Origin of the sequence: Serratia sp. NPDC087055, assembly GCF_044900985.1 — a bacterium.
In the GTDB taxonomy this organism is placed as follows: Bacteria; Pseudomonadota; Gammaproteobacteria; order Enterobacterales; family Enterobacteriaceae; genus Serratia.
This window is the reverse complement of record NZ_JBJDOG010000001.1, coordinates 2,656,638-2,673,047: the sequence shown is the minus strand read 5'-3', so window position 1 is coordinate 2,673,047 and position 16,410 is coordinate 2,656,638. Positions and strand designations below refer to the sequence as shown.

At 52.8% G+C, this 16,410-nt stretch carries 13 protein-coding genes; 9 read left to right on the top strand and 4 right to left on the bottom strand.

What is annotated here, in order from left to right:
* Positions 1-423: 423 nt before the first annotated feature.
* Together ampG and ACI2J2_RS12695 are read right to left on the bottom strand one after the other, a co-directional pair.
* Positions 424-1,902, bottom strand: a complete 1,479-nt coding sequence (gene ampG / locus ACI2J2_RS12700; protein ID WP_400768503.1) for a muropeptide MFS transporter AmpG — start codon at positions 1,900-1,902, stop codon at positions 424-426.
* 53 nt (positions 1,903-1,955) lie between these two features.
* On the bottom strand, positions 1,956-2,534 hold the full coding sequence (locus ACI2J2_RS12695; RefSeq protein ID WP_209636535.1) for a lipoprotein: 579 nt from the start codon (positions 2,532-2,534) through the stop codon (positions 1,956-1,958).
* 365 nt (positions 2,535-2,899) lie between these two features.
* On the opposite strand from ACI2J2_RS12695, the gene bolA reads away from it, so the two are divergent.
* From bolA to ACI2J2_RS12650, 9 genes are all read left to right on the top strand, one after another.
* Positions 2,900-3,214 carry a transcriptional regulator BolA gene (bolA, locus tag ACI2J2_RS12690; protein WP_004940361.1) on the top strand — a complete coding sequence of 105 codons (315 nt, stop codon included), beginning with the start codon at positions 2,900-2,902 and terminating at the stop codon, positions 3,212-3,214.
* Between the two features lie 366 nt (positions 3,215-3,580).
* Entirely contained in the window at positions 3,581-4,885 is a 1,305-nt protein-coding gene (gene tig, locus ACI2J2_RS12685) for a trigger factor (protein ID WP_044548696.1), read from the top strand.
* 561 nt (positions 4,886-5,446) lie between these two features.
* The gene (clpP, locus tag ACI2J2_RS12680; RefSeq protein ID WP_020825491.1) at positions 5,447-6,070 is read left to right on the top strand and encodes an ATP-dependent Clp endopeptidase proteolytic subunit ClpP; all 624 of its coding nucleotides are present in this window, start codon (positions 5,447-5,449) and stop codon (positions 6,068-6,070) included.
* Between the two features lie 162 nt (positions 6,071-6,232).
* Positions 6,233-7,504, top strand: a complete 1,272-nt coding sequence (gene clpX, locus ACI2J2_RS12675; RefSeq protein ID WP_182821771.1) for an ATP-dependent protease ATP-binding subunit ClpX — start codon at positions 6,233-6,235, stop codon at positions 7,502-7,504.
* 194 nt (positions 7,505-7,698) lie between these two features.
* Entirely contained in the window at positions 7,699-10,053 is a 2,355-nt protein-coding gene (gene lon / locus ACI2J2_RS12670; protein WP_209636533.1) for an endopeptidase La, read from the top strand.
* A 216-nt stretch (positions 10,054-10,269) separates the two neighbouring features.
* Positions 10,270-10,542 carry a nucleoid-associated protein HU-beta gene (gene hupB, locus ACI2J2_RS12665; protein WP_006319790.1) on the top strand — a complete coding sequence of 91 codons (273 nt, stop codon included), beginning with the start codon at positions 10,270-10,272 and terminating at the stop codon, positions 10,540-10,542.
* 182 nt (positions 10,543-10,724) lie between these two features.
* A complete protein-coding gene (ppiD, locus tag ACI2J2_RS12660; protein ID WP_404760166.1) occupies positions 10,725-12,611 on the top strand; it encodes a peptidylprolyl isomerase in 1,887 nt (628 codons plus the stop codon).
* A gap of 139 nt (positions 12,612-12,750) precedes the next feature.
* Positions 12,751-13,140, top strand: coding sequence for a ComEA family DNA-binding protein (locus ACI2J2_RS12655; RefSeq protein WP_400768484.1), 390 nt, complete (start codon positions 12,751-12,753; stop codon positions 13,138-13,140).
* A gap of 156 nt (positions 13,141-13,296) precedes the next feature.
* Positions 13,297-13,713: an acyl-CoA thioesterase gene (locus tag ACI2J2_RS12650; protein ID WP_400768581.1), complete on the top strand. Its 417-nt coding sequence runs from the start codon at positions 13,297-13,299 to the stop codon at positions 13,711-13,713.
* A 113-nt stretch (positions 13,714-13,826) separates the two neighbouring features.
* Here the strand turns inward: ACI2J2_RS12650 and queC are convergent, their stop codons facing one another.
* Both queC and ACI2J2_RS12640 read right to left on the bottom strand, forming a co-directional pair.
* Positions 13,827-14,525, bottom strand: coding sequence for a 7-cyano-7-deazaguanine synthase QueC (gene queC, locus ACI2J2_RS12645; protein WP_265554573.1), 699 nt, complete (start codon positions 14,523-14,525; stop codon positions 13,827-13,829).
* A gap of 116 nt (positions 14,526-14,641) precedes the next feature.
* Positions 14,642-16,369, bottom strand: a complete 1,728-nt coding sequence (locus ACI2J2_RS12640; RefSeq protein ID WP_400768481.1) for an SgrR family transcriptional regulator — start codon at positions 16,367-16,369, stop codon at positions 14,642-14,644.
* Positions 16,370-16,410: the final 41 nt, after the last annotated feature.

Below are 16,410 nucleotides of genomic sequence, written 5' to 3'. Positions count from 1 at the left end.
CAAAGGCTCTATTGTCGTTTCATGTGTGCGGGCATTTTACGGGAAGGTTGCAGTACTGTAAACATGCTTAAGGGAGTGTCAGCGGCTTGTTGACACTTTCTGTTAAGGGGGTCACAGATGTCACGCTGCGTGACAATTTACTAATGGCAACAACGCGTTGGCACGCTGAATCGTGCCGGGTAATTCGTATGTTAAGGAAAACTAAAGGTATGATGAATCTTGCAGGTAGAAACCCTTTTTTGAAATACGAATGAAAGGTTTATTTAATGTAAAATTATTGTGTCTTAAAAGTGAATTTAATTTTATTTCTGACTACCGCACTCGGATAAAAAAATAATTTGGACGGGAATTATATTTTTTAACTAAATAAATACATCACTCTGATGCATTTTTGCCGACCGGCGCGATGACCGGTCGGCGATATCACGCCAATTTAGTACGGCGTAACGCCAGATAATCCAGCACACTGCCCATTGCAATGCCCACCAGACTCAACGCGGCGCCTAACTGCAACAGCCGATCGGCCAGATTTGGCAAGGCACTCCAGTCAAGCGCGTTCGTGATCAGTAGAACCAGCCACAGGCCCAACAACGAGCAGCCCAGCGTCAGCATGCGTAATGCCCAACGGTAATACTGGCGGAACTCGGTGCGCGGCATGAAATTATCGGTACGTTGGGTATATTCCAGCGTCTGACGGCACAGGCGCAGCAGCAACAGGCCCGGCAGGGCAGCGGCGATTGAGAATAAATAAAACAGCGGCCAGCCGTGTGCTTCGACAAACCAGCCGGCAATCGGGCCAACATAAACGCGCCCAACGGCGGACAGTGCAGACAAAAGTGCAAACTGGGTGGCGGAAAATGACTTGTTGCACAGCGTCATCAGTAATGCGACGAAGGCTGCGGTCCCCATTCCTCCGCACAGATTTTCCAGGAAAATGGCGCTGCCCATGGTCATAAGGTTTTTATCGGTAACGGCAAGGATCCAATAACCGAGATTGGAAACCGCCTGCAGGATACCGAACAGCATCAGCGCGCGGAACAAACTCAGGCGCTGCATCAGCACGCCGCCAAACAGGGCGCCGACGATGGTGGCGAACAGGCCCAGCGTTTTATTCACCAGACCGACTTCCCCGGCATCGAAGCCAACGCCGCGGATCAGGAAGGTGGTGCTCAGGCTGCCGGCAAAGGCATCCCCCATCTTGTACATCACGATCAACAGTAAAATCAGCCAGGCGTTGTTACGCGCAAAGAAATCACGCAACGGGGCAACCACCGCTTGTTCCATGGTGCGTGGCGCAGGAATGCTGTCGTCCGGTTCGGGAGCCATCAAGGTGGCGGCAATACCAATCAGCATCAGCCCAGCCATCAACCAATAGGTTGACTGCCAGCCAAAATAGCGATCGGCCAGCCACAGCGCTAACCCACCGGAGACCAACATCGCCAGGCGATAACCCAGAACCGAGATAGCGGCGCCGGCACCGCGTTCTTCAGCACTCAACAGGTCAGTTTTATAGGCGTCAAAAACGATATCCTGCGATGCAGAACAGAAGGCGACCAGTACTGCCAACGCCGCCAGCCACCACAAGTCTTGCGCCGGCTGCATAAAGCCCATCGCAACAATTGACGCGACCAGCAGTAATTGGCTGATCAGCAACCAGCCACGCCGCCGCCCAAGGAATGGCGGGGTATAGCGGTCCATAAAGGGGGACCACAGGAATTTGAACACATAGGCCTGGCCAACCAGAGAGAAAATACCAATGGTTTTCAGATCGATGTTTTCGACGGTCATCCAGGCTTGTAGCGTGCCGGAGGTCAGTGCCAGTGGCAGACCCGACGCAAAGCCCAGCAGCAGGAGGATGGCAGAATTACGCTGGGTGAAAATATTCAGATACTGTTTCGACATGAGTTCCCTGTCTGCACCGCCCGATGATCCGGGCGGCACAAGGCGAGCGCGGCTTAACGCGCGTTTTGCTTGATAAAGTCGTTGACGCTGGTGTCTTGCGCCATATCGGCAATAACGTCACCCAGCACGCTATTAACCGCGTTGGTGATTTTCTCGTTGGTTGCGGTGAAGGCGCCCTGGACGTTATACGTGGAGCGATAGTTCTTCACCTGCTTGCTGCCGTTCTTCGCCTGAGCGATGATCGAAATATCCGCCTTGGTGGTGATGTTGTAGCGGAGGTTGCCTTCAGAGACGTCCGCATACAGGTTATTGACGACGATTTGCAGGTCAACCGCACCGTCTGCGCCAATCATGTAACCGCGAGCGCCCATTTGTTTCTCCAGCACTTCTTGCAGCAGGAAGCGCAGATCACGTGATGGCGTCAGCGTCACGAGCTGGCCGTCGCGGTTCACTTTTGCCAGCGCCTGATCTTTACGCTGATCCGCACCGTTAATGCTGATGGTTACGCCTTGCAGCGTAGGATCTTGCTGCGGCAGCACAATTTTTGGCGTCACGTTCAAGGTGTTGCTGCTGGTAGCACAGCCAGCCAGCATCAGTGCGGCCAACAGTGGAAGGCAAAGTTTTTTCAACATAGTTACTGTCTCATTCTCGATGGATTTTAAGCTGCTGCAAACCGCCAAAGGCTGAGCGGCGGGTTTGAGCACGCTTTCTGTAATAATCAGAGCGGGATAGCCAACAACAAATTGTCGACATCATAGCATCGCCGCCAGCCGGAGGAAGCGCAGAACGCACCGGAGTGACAAATTTTTACCTGCCGTTGATAAAAACATGCTTTTTTGACCGCCTCAATCAGATAAACCTCAAGCGGCGGCGGATGTTGACCATTTTTTGCCCGCAGAAAAGAGAAATTTACCTGAGGAATGGTCTAAAAGGGGGGAAAGCGGCTAATATTGAAATAGATGGGGCGGTCCTCTGCCGGTGTAGTAAAGGAGATCCTATGATTCGCGAGCAAATAGAAGCAAAGTTAAGGGCGGCGTTTGAGCCCGCGTATCTGGAAGTCGTTGATGAAAGTTATCGTCACAACGTTCCGGCGGGTTCAGAAAGCCATTTTAAAGTCGTATTGGTCAGCGATCGCTTCGTCGGCGAACGTTTTCTGACTCGGCATCGTTCAATTTACGGCGTGCTGTCTGAAGAGTTGGCAGATGGCGTCCATGCGTTGGCATTGCACACCTATACCCTGAAAGAGTGGGAAGGTTTGCAAGATACCGTGCCAGCATCACCCCCATGTCGTGGGGCCGGTACCTTAGCCTGATGGCTAAATTTGCGGTATCAGTGGAACTTTGACCACGAATTGGGGTATTACTACAGACGAATTTTGGAACGGCCTGCGGGCCGTTTCTGTTTTTGACGACGACACAGCCGATGCGCCATGCAGCTAAGGCCGGGTCGGTTTCGGCGGCCTTTTGGCGATCAAATCGACAAAAGTGTGAGTTTTAGCGCGCCGCCGCCGCCTTGCTTTCCTCGACTCGCTCCGCATGCGCCGCTATAATGTCGCGTCTTATTTTTCCGGAATGGTTTCGGGACGCTTCTGTCATCAGGAAACTCGGTTCTGTAATGTAGCCGTCCTGGTTCTTGGAACGGAGTTGACCGAGCACTGTGATTTTTTTGAGGTAACAAGATGCAAGTTTCAGTAGAAACCACTCAAGGCCTTGGGCGCCGTCTCTCTATTACTGTACCCGCTGATACAATCAAGCAGGCTATCAAAAAAGAGCTGATCAACGCGGCAAAAAGCGTTCGTATTGATGGCTTCCGTAAAGGCCATGTACCGATGAACATCGTTGAGCAGCGTTATGGCGCTTCCGTTCGCCAAGACGTGCTGGGCGAAGCGATGCAACGCAGCTTTGTTGATGCGATCATCAAAGAAAAGATCAATCCGGCTGGCGCACCAAACTATGTGCCGGGCGAGTACAAAGAAGGTGAAGACTTCACCTTCGCCGTTGAGTTCGAAGTGTATCCAGAAGTTGAGCTGAAAGGCCTGGATGGCATCGAAGTTGAGAAGCCAGTTGTCGAAGTTAACGACGCTGACGTTGACACTATGCTGGACACTCTGCGTAAACAGCAGGCGACCTGGAAAGACAGCGATCGCGCAGCGCAAGCTGAAGACCGTGTGACTGTTGACTTCTCTGGTTCTATCGACGGTGAAGAGTTTGAAGGCGGCAAAGCCTCTGACTTCGTACTGGCTATGGGCCAGGGCCGCATGATCCCAGGCTTCGAAGAAGGTCTGGTCGGTCATAAAGCCGGTGAAGAATTCACCATCGACGTTAACTTCCCAGAAGATTACCACGCTGAAAACCTGAAGGGCAAAGCGGCTAAGTTCGCTATCGTTCTGAAGAAAGTAGAAGAGCGTGAGCTGCCAGAGCTGACTGAAGAGTTCATCAAACGTTTCGGCGTGGCTGATGGTTCTATCGAAGGCCTGCGTGCTGAAGTGCGTAAAAACATGGAGCGCGAGCTGAAAGGCGCAGTGCGTAACCGCATCAAGACTCAGGCAATCGACGGTCTGGTCAGCGCTAACGAAATCGACGTTCCAGCTGCGCTGATCGACGGCGAAGTTGACGTTCTGCGCCGTCAGGCTGCACAGCGTTTCGGTGGCAACGAGAAGCAAGCGCTGGAACTGCCACGTGAACTGTTCGAAGAACAGGCTAAGCGTCGCGTTGTTGTTGGCCTGCTGCTGGGCGAAGTGATCAGCACCAACGATCTGAAAGCTGACGAAGATCGCGTTAAAACGCTGATCGAAGAAATGGCTTCTGCTTACGAAGATCCAAGTGAAGTTGTTGAGTTCTACAGCAAAAACAAAGAGCTGATGAACAATATGCGCAACGTTGCTCTGGAAGAACAAGCGGTTGAAGCCCTGCTGGCAAAAGCGAAAGTGACTGAGAAAGCCACTACCTTCAGCGAGCTGATGAACCAGACTCAACAGGCGTAATGTCTGTACGTCGGGGCGCACAGGTTGCGCCCTTGGGAACGGCTTGCTGAGTCCCGGCGTTAAAAAAGCCCGTAACCTTCGGTTGCGGGCTTTTCTTTTGGCCACGTTGCTGATTAATCTCAGGTTAAGCGTGACAATATGCACTATATTTACACTGTTGCTCTTGGAGCCGTCTGGCATGATGTTTACAGTCAGTACGTGGGTGCGCAGGGTAACTGCTAAAAATACGTTGCCGGGCTTGAAAATCTCTCAGCGGCCCCAATCTGTAAAAAGTATATGTATACCCTATAGCTTTCAAGTTGCAGCTAGGCGCCCAACTCGCTCATCCCCAGGCGCTTACTCGAGTAAGTAACTGGGGTGAGCAAGTGCAGGTAACAACGCTGTGACTTGAAAGATGACGGGGAAAGGCTATTTGCCAGAGTGCGCGGGATAAGAAAAACCGTCGGGTACGTGTGGCGTGGGTCGAATGCTTGAGCATAGTCATCATGACCGTTCTCAAGTAGAATCGGTGTAATAGGGTGTAACCCTGGCCGCCAAGGCAATTTCTATTAGGAGACGGTAATGTCATACAGTGGCGAACGAGATCAATTTGCACCTAACATGGCCCTGGTGCCGATGGTGGTAGAGCAGACTTCACGCGGGGAGCGTTCTTACGACATCTATTCCCGCCTGCTGAAAGAGCGCATTATTTTCCTGACCGGCCAGGTCGAAGATCACATGGCCAACCTGATTGTGGCGCAGATGTTGTTCCTCGAGGCAGAAAGCCCGGAAAAAGACATTTACCTGTACATTAACTCCCCGGGTGGCGTGATCACCGCTGGCATGTCAATCTATGACACCATGAAGTTCATCAAACCGGATGTCAGCACCATTTGTATGGGCCAGGCATGCTCGATGGGCTCGTTCCTGCTGACTGCCGGTGCTAAAGGCAAACGCTTCTGCCTGCCAAATTCACGAGTGATGATCCACCAGCCGCTGGGCGGCTATCAGGGCCAGGCGACGGATATCGAAATCCATGCGCGTGAAATCCTGAAGGTGAAGGCTCGCATGAATGAGCTGATGGCAGAACATACCGGCCAGTCATTGGAGCAGATCGAACGCGATACCGAGCGTGATCGCTTTATGACCGCGGAAGAAGCAGTAGAATATGGTCTGGTTGACGGCATTCTGACGCACCGCAAGTAAGACCACGCGGCTGGCGAGGTAATATGTGCGAGCCGATAGACTATAGTAATCAGAGCGGGCGCGGCTCGCTCTGGTGAGCATTATCGGCATTCCCGGTATGAATTGGGGCGCACGATCGCCGTGATTTTCCTGCGGAACAAAGACTAAAGAAGAGGTTTACTGATGACAGATAAGCGCAAAGACGGTTCAGGAAAGCTGCTGTACTGCTCTTTCTGCGGCAAAAGCCAGCATGAAGTGCGTAAGCTGATTGCCGGTCCGTCAGTGTATATCTGCGATGAATGTGTTGACCTGTGTAACGACATTATTCGCGAAGAGATTAAAGAAGTTGCCCCGCACCGTGAGCGCAGTGCGCTACCGACGCCGCACGAGATCCGCCACCACCTGGATGACTACGTCATTGGTCAGGAGCAGGCGAAGAAAGTGCTGGCTGTTGCGGTGTATAACCACTACAAGCGCTTGCGCAACGGCGATACCAGTAACGGTATTGAGTTGGGCAAAAGCAACATTCTGCTGATTGGCCCGACCGGTAGCGGTAAAACCTTGCTGGCGGAAACGCTGGCGCGCTTCCTGGATGTCCCTTTCACCATGGCCGATGCCACCACGCTGACCGAAGCCGGTTATGTGGGTGAGGACGTGGAAAATATTATCCAGAAACTGCTGCAGAAATGTGACTACGATGTGCAGAAAGCACAGCGTGGCATTGTCTACATCGATGAAATCGATAAGATTTCTCGTAAGTCAGACAATCCGTCTATTACCCGTGATGTTTCGGGTGAAGGCGTGCAGCAGGCACTGTTGAAGCTGATCGAAGGCACTATTGCTGCCGTTCCACCGCAAGGGGGTCGTAAGCATCCGCAGCAGGAATTCCTGCAGGTTGATACCTCGAAAATCCTGTTTATCTGTGGTGGCGCATTTGCCGGCCTGGATAAGGTGATCGGTCAGCGCGTCAATACCGGTTCCGGTATCGGCTTCGGCGCAACCGTGAAGGGTGAAGCAGAGAAAGCAACGGAAGGCGAATTGCTGCTGCAGGCTGAACCGGAAGATCTGATCAAGTTTGGTTTGATCCCAGAGTTCATTGGTCGTCTGCCGGTGGTCGCTACGCTCAGCGAGCTGAGCGAAGATGCGCTGATTCAGATCCTGAAAGAGCCGAAAAATGCCCTGACCAAACAGTATCAGGCGTTGTTCAATCTGGAAGGTGTCGAGCTCGAATTCCGTGAAGAAGCGTTGAATGCTATCGCCAAGAAAGCCATGACACGTAAAACCGGTGCACGTGGCCTGCGTTCTATCGTAGAAGGCGCGCTGCTGGATACCATGTATGACCTGCCCTCTATGGACAGCGTCGACAAAGTGGTGATCGACGAGTCGGTCATTGCCGGTCAGTCCAAACCGTTACTGATTTACGGCAAGCCGGAAGCGCAGGCTTCAGGCGAATAATTCGCCAGTCAAACCAGAAAGTTAATACCAAAATGGGGGATTTTATCCCCCATTTCTTTTTCCTGCATTCTTGCCGTTGAATGTAAGAGATTCATCCCCATATACTCATTAACCAGATTTTATGAAACGTTTGATGCTTGCGTCTCATGAGATTCCCCTCAACCTGGCGGAAGTTAAACTTAAGAGAGAGCTCTATGAACCCTGAGCGTTCCGAACGCATTGAAATCCCCGTCTTGCCGTTGCGCGACGTGGTGGTTTATCCGCACATGGTGATCCCGTTATTTGTTGGCCGGGAAAAATCGATTCGGTGCCTCGAAGCAGCAATGGATCATGATAAGAAGATCATGCTGGTGGCACAGAAAGAGGCCTCAACGGATGAACCTGGCATTAATGATTTGTTCTCTGTCGGCACCGTAGCGTCGATCCTGCAGATGCTGAAATTGCCCGATGGCACGGTAAAAGTGCTGGTAGAAGGTCTGCAACGGGCACGTATTACTACGCTTTCCGACAGCGGTGAGCATTTTGCTGCCCAGGCAGAATATCTTGAGTCGCCGGCAATTGATGAGCGTGAGCAAGAAGTCCTGGTGCGTACAGCCATCAATCAGTTTGAAGGCTACATCAAACTGAACAAGAAAATTCCACCGGAGGTGCTGACGTCATTGAACAGCATCGACGATGCTGCACGCCTGGCGGATACCATCGCTGCGCATATGCCGCTGAAACTCAGCGACAAGCAGTCGGTACTGGAGATGTTCGATATTACTGAACGTCTGGAGTACCTGATGGCGATGATGGAATCGGAAATCGACCTGCTGCAGGTTGAGAAACGTATCCGTAACCGCGTCAAAAAACAGATGGAAAAAAGCCAGCGCGAGTACTATCTGAATGAGCAGATGAAGGCGATTCAGAAAGAACTGGGTGAAATGGACGACGCACCGGACGAGCATGAAGCGCTGAAGCGTAAGATTGAAGCGGCCAAAATGCCGAAAGAAGCGCGCGAAAAAACCGAAGCGGAACTGCAAAAGCTGAAAATGATGTCACCGATGTCTGCGGAAGCGACCGTGGTACGCGGGTACATCGATTGGATGTTGCAGGTACCGTGGAATGCGCGCAGCAAGGTGAAAAAAGACCTGGTTAAGGCGCAGGAAGTGCTCGATATCGATCACTACGGCCTGGAACGCGTCAAGGATCGTATCCTTGAGTATCTCGCAGTGCAGAGCCGCGTTAGCAAAATCAAAGGGCCGATCTTGTGCCTGGTAGGGCCTCCAGGCGTGGGTAAAACCTCGCTGGGGCAGTCGATCGCCAAGGCGACCGGCCGCCAGTACGTGCGTATGGCACTGGGCGGCGTGCGCGATGAAGCGGAAATCCGCGGGCATCGACGCACCTATATCGGCTCAATGCCGGGCAAGCTGATCCAAAAAATGGCCAAGGTGGGGGTGAAAAACCCGCTGTTCCTGCTCGATGAGATCGACAAAATGTCTTCGGACATGCGTGGCGATCCTGCTTCTGCACTGCTTGAGGTGCTGGATCCAGAACAGAACGTGGCGTTTAACGATCACTACCTGGAAGTCGATTACGATCTGTCCGACGTGATGTTTGTTGCCACCTCAAACTCGATGAACATTCCTGCGCCGTTGCTGGATCGTATGGAAGTGATCCGCCTGTCAGGCTATACCGAAGATGAGAAGCTTAATATTGCCAAGCAACACCTGTTGCCGAAGCAGCTTGAGCGCAATGCCCTGAAGAAAGGTGAACTGACGGTAGACGACAGCGCCATTGTCGGCATTATCCGTTTCTACACCCGTGAAGCTGGGGTGCGTAGCCTGGAGCGTGAAATCTCCAAGCTGTGCCGTAAAGCGGTGAAAACGCTGCTGATGGACAAGAAGACCAAGCATATTGAGATCAACGGCGACAACCTGAAGGATTACCTGGGTGTGCAGCGCGTCGATTATGGTCGTGCGGATACCGAAAACCGTGTGGGTGAAGTTACTGGCCTGGCGTGGACGGAAGTGGGTGGCGATCTGCTGACCATTGAAACCGCCTGCGTACCGGGCAAGGGCAAGCTGACCTACACCGGTTCTCTGGGTGAAGTGATGCAGGAATCGATTCAGGCTGCACTGACCGTGGTGCGTGCGCGCGCGGACAAATTGGGGATTAATCCTGATTTTTACGAGAAGCGTGACATCCACGTGCACGTGCCGGAAGGCGCTACGCCGAAAGATGGCCCAAGTGCCGGTATTGCGATGTGCACAGCGCTGGTTTCCTGCCTGACAGGCAACCCGGTTCGCGCAGATGTGGCAATGACCGGTGAGATCACGTTGCGTGGTCAGGTGTTACCTATTGGTGGTCTGAAAGAGAAACTGCTGGCGGCGCATCGCGGCGGTATCAAAACCGTGCTGATTCCTTTTGAGAACAAGCGCGATCTGGAAGAGATTCCGGACAACGTTATCGCCGATCTGGATATTCATCCGGTGCAGCGAATCGATGAAGTTTTGAACCTTGCGTTGCAAAACCCGGCCTTCGGCGCACTGCCGGTAGCGGCAAAATAGTGACGAATCGCAAAAACCATTGATAAAACTTATGCTGGCAAGTCATTTCGGACTTGCCAGTCTTTTTTTGTACCGCTAAGTTAGAAAGCTATCGGCCCGCGTTTTGTCATGCTTTCGGTGGCTTGCCAAGGTTCGATGGGATTGATATAACAGCTGCGCTGTCGCAACCGTAGGGATTTTTCGGTGCGACGATTGAATTCTAGAGGGGATGATAGAGTGAATAAGTCACAACTGATCGACAAAATTGCCGCAGGTGCTGATATTTCCAAAGCGGCAGCTGGACGTGCTTTAGATGCAGTCATTGCATCTGTTACCGAATCCTTGAAGGAAGGGGATGACGTGGCTCTGGTTGGTTTCGGTTCTTTTACAGTGCGTGAGCGTTCAGCCCGTACTGGCCGTAATCCACAAACCGGTAAAGAGATCAAAATCGCGGCAGCCAAAGTTCCGGCCTTCCGTGCAGGGAAAGCGCTGAAAGACGCAGTAAACTGATTGTTTGCGTCTAACCGTTTAGCGTTACAGGGTTTTGTAATAAACAATCACCTGACGCAACGGTGCTGGTAAGGTAAGATATAAGGCGCATCAGATTGATGCGCTTTTTTTATTTTTGTCGCAGGGAACGCGCCTGCGCAAGGGTGTTTTTAATCCACATCACAGCGGAGTGTTGTCACACTATGATGGACAATTTACGCGCGGCTGCTAATAACGTCGTGCTCAAAATCATCCTGGCCCTGATCATCTTGTCATTTATTTTGACCGGGGTGGGTAACTACCTGATCGGCGGTTCCGGCGATTATGCAGCGAAAGTAAATGGTCAGGTGATCGAGCGCGCTCAGCTGGAACAGGCTTTCCAAAGCGAACGCAGCCGTATGCAGCAACAGCTGGGTGACCAGTTCTCCGCGCTGGCGGGCAATGAAGGCTACATGCAGCAGATGCGCCATCAGGCGTTGTCACAGTTGATCGACAACATGCTGTTGGATCAATACGCCAAGAAATTAGGACTGAGCGTCAGCGACGATCAGGTGAAGGACGCCATCCGCAAGGCGCCTTATTTCCAAACTAACGGCCAGTTCGATAACGCTAAATATCTCGATCTGATTAGCCGTATGGGTTACACCGCCGATAACTTTGCGCAATCAATGCGCCAGCAATTGGTTAATCAGCAAGTGATCCAAGCCTTTGGTAGCTCCGGCTTCATTTTGCCCGCTGAAGCGCAAGGCATGACAGCACTGGTATTGCAAGAACGCGATGTGCGCCTGGCTACGCTGGATCTGAAAGCGTTGCAGACCAAGCAAACCGTGACTGACGACGAGCTGAAAGAGTTCTACAACCAGAACAAGAACAGCTTCATTGCGCCGGAGCAGGTCAAAGTAAGCTATATCCCGATGGATGCGGCCTCTATGCAGGACAAGGTGACGGTAACCGACGCGGATATCAGCGCCTATTACGACCAGCACAAAAGCAGCTACGGCCAACCTGAACGCAAGAACTACAGCGTTATCCAGCTGAAAACTGAGGCGGAAGCCAATGCAGTGCTGGATGAACTGAAAAAAGGCGGCGATTTCGCCACTCTGGCGAAAGAAAAATCCACCGACATCATTTCACGCCGTACCGGTGGTGAGTTGGGTTGGTTGGAACCGGAAACCACAGCAGACGAATTGAAACAAGCTAACCTGACCGAAAAAGGCCAGCTGTCTGGCGCGGTGAAGTCTTCCGTAGGTTATCTGGTCGTGCGTCTGAACGACATCGAACCTGAGAAAGTGAAACCTTTGAGCGAAGTGCATGACGCTATCGCCAAGCAGGTTAAGCAGGAAAAAGCCGTAGATGCGTATTACGCGCTGCAGCAGAAGGTCAGCGAAGCTGCCACCAGCGATAACGAGTCCCTGGCATCAGCAGAAGAGGCCGCGGGCGTGAAAGCGGCACACACTGACTGGTTTACTCGCGATAACATCCCGGCAGCACTGAACTTCAAACCTGTGATTCAGTCGATTTTTGACGGTTCACTGATTGGTGAAGCGGGTGCTCCGGGCAGCAACTCTGATGTGATCACCGTTGATGGTGACCGCGCCTTCGTGATCCGTGTTTCTGGCCATAAACCAGAAGGCATTGAACCCTTCGACCAGGTGAAAGATCGCGTAGCTGAATTGGTTAAACGCAACAAAGCGGAACAGGAAGCGAAACTGCAGGGCGAGAAACTGCTGGTGGAGCTGAAACAAGGCAAAGGCGACGAAGCAATGAAAGCGGCGGGTCTGAGCTTTGGTAGCGTGCAGAAGATGGCACGTGCGCCGGAAGATAGCCAACTGGTGCAGAGTGTATTCGCGCTGGCGCATCCGCAGGAAGGTAAACCCGTTTACGGCATGTCGCAGGATAATCAGGGCAACGTGGTGCTTATTGCACTCGATGCTGTGAATCCTGGCACCTTGCCAGCGGAAGAAATGAAAACCTTCGTCAGCAAAATGGAAGAAGGTGCGACCGGCGTGTCCTTTGACTCTCTGCTGGCTAGCTTGCGTAAAGAAGCCAAAATCACCATGGGTGCCTCTGAGCAGCAGCAACCTCAGTAAAGTACCGCAATTTTCTGCAACGCAATGTAATCCTCAAAGGCCGCTTTCGCGGCCTTTTCCACATCTGGAATCCGTGAATTGCTGAAGATCGCCCGTTGCGGCAAGGTGAGCTTGCTGTTAAACACAAGGAGGATACAGCATGCAACTTACAGAAATAAAAGCGGCTAATGGCCGTGGCTTGAGCATTAAAGCGTTGTTGATGGCAGCCCTGATCTGCCTTGCAGGGCCGACACTGGCGGCGGAAGAGAAAGCGGCGATCGGGCAACCGGTGTTATCAACACAGCCGGTTAAAGCAGGGCAAAGCACCGAGCCCGGTGTGACTGCCAATAAAGAGGCGTCGGTCAGTATTAATCAGGGGGATGCCGAACAACTGGCGAGCGTGCTGAAGGGCGTGGGGCTGAAGAAAGCGGAGAGCATAGTGCGCTATCGTGAACAGCATGGCCCCTTTACACAGATTGAACAGCTCCAGGAAGTGCCGGGCATTGGGCCTGCCTTATTTGAAATGAATCGTGCACGGCTCAAAATGTGATGTTACTCACAGCTGAGTGGCAAAGTGCCCATACAGCTCTTTTTCCTCTGCTACATTTTACAGGTCTTACCAGTTTGGCGAGTTGACCAAACGCGTAAAGGAGCCGCCAGCGGCTCCTTCTTTACTGTAATCACCAGGCAGGAGCGGCCGTACACTATGCACCATACCTTTATCAAAGTCCGTGGTTATCATCTTGATTTTTATCAGCATGTTAATAACGCCCGCTATCTGGAGTTTTTGGAAGAGGCGCGCTGGGATTGGCTGGAGGATCAGGAAGGCTTCCGTTGGATGACGCAAAACAACATTGCTTTTATCGTGGTGAACATCAATATAAACTACCGCACGCCGGCGTTGTTAGGAGACAAACTGCGTATCGACAGCCAGATGGTGCAGCTAAACAGCAAAAGCGGAGTGCTGAGCCAGAAGGTGATACAAGATGCTACAGGCTCGCCGGTTGCAGACGCAATGCTGACCTTTGTTTGTGTGGATCTTAAAACTCAGCGGGCGCTGCCTATTGAAGGGCAACTGCGCGAACACTTGCAGGTATTCACGCAGCCGGAAGAGGATCAGTAAAATAACGGGCGGCAATGCTGCCGCCGTTCTACCCATCATGCGGCAAGTTGCATCCATAGTAGCGGCGCTTGCTAGCCGCCTCGATGCAACTCACCTATTCAGGTTATCTTCCTTCAGACCAGGCCGGTCTTCTGTTTCAGACTTGCCATGACTTCGGCTTTGTTGATTTGGTACTGCTGCAGGCCGTTAGCGCGCAGATGGCAGGCTGCACATTCGCCACAGCCGTTGCCTTTAATGCCGTTGTAGCAGGTCAGCGTTTCTTGCTGCACCAACGCCAATTGATGATAGTAATCCGCCAGCGCCCAGGTTTCTGCCTTGTTCAACCACATCAGCGGTGTTTCAAAACGGATATCACGCGCGATACCCAGCACTATCGCGTGATTCAATGCTTTGACAAATTCGTCGCGGCAGTCCGGGTAGCCGGAAAAATCGGTTTCACACACGCCAGTGATCACGGCTTCGGCTTCAACCTGATAAGCATAGATAGCCGCTAGCGTCAGGAACAAAATGTTGCGGCCCGGCACAAAGGTACTCGGTAGCGCATTCTTTTCATCTGGGTTGTAGGCGGGTACCGGGATATTGTCACGGGTCAGGCTACTGATCGCCAATTCGTTGAGAAGGCCGACATCCAGCAGTTTGTGCGCTTTGGCTCCCAGAGCTACCGACAACGCCTGAGCCACCTCAATCTCAGCGCGATGGCGCTGGCCGTAATCGAAGGTAACGCAGTGAACTTCGTCATACTGTTGTAATGCCTGGATCAAGCAGGTCGTGGAATCTTGTCCACCGCTAAAAACGACAACCGCGCGCTTCATAAAATCACCTTATTGGATTTGGCCTTTCCCGACACACAATCGGGCGGCAGGATAAAAATGCGTTGCGGCAGCAATGGTAGCAGAAATAGCTGGATACCGCAGGGCCGCACCCATGTTCAGTCTGCTGAGAGCGGCTCTGTATCCTCCACCGGTGGTGGTAACCAGGCTTGGCAGAAGTCGAACCAACCGTGGGCGGTCAATGTGACGCCATGGATACGCGGTGGCGCGCTGATCTGATATTGGTAGTGGAACAGGGGAGTGATGATCGCCGCTGTCATCAGTTGCCGATAATAATCTTTTAACTGCTCATGACGTTGTTGTTGTGCTGGTCGTTGTTGGATCTGTTGCAGCGTCTGTTGCTGATGTTGCCAGCGAGAGTCGGGCAGGATACCGCGCCACAGCGTATCTTGCCGTAGCCAGCTTTCTAACGTTGCCTCCGGCGACTCCCCAATTAAGTTGTCCGCAAGCAGCAGGTCGGCCTGCTCGATTTGCTCGGCGCTTTGCCAGCGTTTGCCCGCGTAGTAACACACCTCCAGTTCGCAACCGTGTCGTGCCAACAGCTGTTGTAACGCAACGGTGACCGTTTCCAGCTCCACAGGGGGCCGGTACAGCAGCTTCAGTTTGGCCGGCAGGGTAATACCCTCCTCAACGTGATGTTGTGGGATCGCCCAACCGGGAAGCATTTCGTGGCTGGGGGTGATGACACTGTTTGGAACCGGCAGATTGGCCAGTAAGCCGGATTGTTGGATCAACATCAGCAGCTTTTTTCCTTGCGCCTCACTGAGCTCGCCATGTTTTAAATTCACCGCCAGATAGCACCAACCCAGGCTCATACTGCGCTGTACCGGCCGCGCCAGCGCCAAGTCTTCCTGCTGGCCAATGGTAATACGTACGGGGTGTTGGCAACTGGTATATGCATCGCCGTTTTGCAGTTCCGGTGTGATCCAATATTCAATGCTTTCCAGATAAGGATGCTGCAAATGGTAAAACGCGTGTTGTTCCAATCTCACCAGATGGGGTTCGTTGAGCGTTAGCTTAAATGGGCCTGCGCCCATGCTCGGCGTATCGGGGTGGGTGAGCAGGCAAGGCAGCTCTGCCAGTCGGTGCGCCAACCAGTAATCTGGGGAGTGTAAATCAAACTGCAGACACAGCGCATGCGGCAGACTGAGCGTGGCGACGTTGGCCAGACTGGGTTGGCTACGCGGATGCTTCAGCAGTTTTTCCAGTGTTTGTAACAGTTGTTGCCCGGTCAAGGGTTCGCCGTTGTGCCAGCGCAATTGGCTGCGCAGAAAGAACTGCCAACGTAAACCGTCATGGCTGGTTTGCCAGTGATGAGCCAGATCTGATTGCGGTTCGGTATTACCGGTAATAAAGCGCGTCAGGCCGGCATGCAGAGTGGCAACCAAATGCTGTTCGGCACGGCCAGTGAGCGTCAGCGGATCCAGAGACTCCAGCGTACGGTAGTAGGGGATACGCAACGTTGGGCTACCTGCCTGCCATTGGCCGCCGAGGTGTGGATTGAGTAATTCCTGCAAATGTTGTGGGTCCAGCTGCGCCATTTCCAATGCACCCTGATGATCGCCGTCCTGTAATAGCCTTTGCAGGTGGGCGGCGCGGAGTTCATCAGGTGTTTTCAGGCAATGCAGCCGTGCACGCTTTCCCCGCCCAGGCTGCGACTGCCAACTTAGCCAGCCTTGATCCTGCAACTGTTGCACCAGCGTGCGGGCATGGCGCTCACTGCAATAGAACATGGCCGCCAGTTCGCTGATGGTGATGGCGACTGGCGTACCGCCAAGTTGCTGGTACAGGCGTTGATATTGGCTGAGGCGGTGGGTCAGGCGCATGAGGGGAAATCCGGAACAGTTTTCCAGAATTGTTCACTATT

Coding starts and splice junctions, on each gene's coding strand:
- ACI2J2_RS12640 (WP_400768481.1), bottom strand. CDS start 16,369: ATGCGCCTGACCCACCGCCTCAGCCAATATCAACGCCTGTACCAGCAA.
- tig (WP_044548696.1), top strand. CDS start 3,581: ATGCAAGTTTCAGTAGAAACCACTCAAGGCCTTGGGCGCCGTCTCTCT.
- ampG (WP_400768503.1), bottom strand. CDS start 1,902: ATGTCGAAACAGTATCTGAATATTTTCACCCAGCGTAATTCTGCCATC.
- bolA (WP_004940361.1), top strand. CDS start 2,900: ATGATTCGCGAGCAAATAGAAGCAAAGTTAAGGGCGGCGTTTGAGCCC.
- ACI2J2_RS12695 (WP_209636535.1), bottom strand. CDS start 2,534: ATGTTGAAAAAACTTTGCCTTCCACTGTTGGCCGCACTGATGCTGGCT.
- clpP (WP_020825491.1), top strand. CDS start 5,447: ATGTCATACAGTGGCGAACGAGATCAATTTGCACCTAACATGGCCCTG.
- queC (WP_265554573.1), bottom strand. CDS start 14,525: ATGAAGCGCGCGGTTGTCGTTTTTAGCGGTGGACAAGATTCCACGACC.
- ACI2J2_RS12650 (WP_400768581.1), top strand. CDS start 13,297: ATGCACCATACCTTTATCAAAGTCCGTGGTTATCATCTTGATTTTTAT.
- ACI2J2_RS12655 (WP_400768484.1), top strand. CDS start 12,751: ATGCAACTTACAGAAATAAAAGCGGCTAATGGCCGTGGCTTGAGCATT.
- lon (WP_209636533.1), top strand. CDS start 7,699: ATGAACCCTGAGCGTTCCGAACGCATTGAAATCCCCGTCTTGCCGTTG.
- ppiD (WP_404760166.1), top strand. CDS start 10,725: ATGATGGACAATTTACGCGCGGCTGCTAATAACGTCGTGCTCAAAATC.
- clpX (WP_182821771.1), top strand. CDS start 6,233: ATGACAGATAAGCGCAAAGACGGTTCAGGAAAGCTGCTGTACTGCTCT.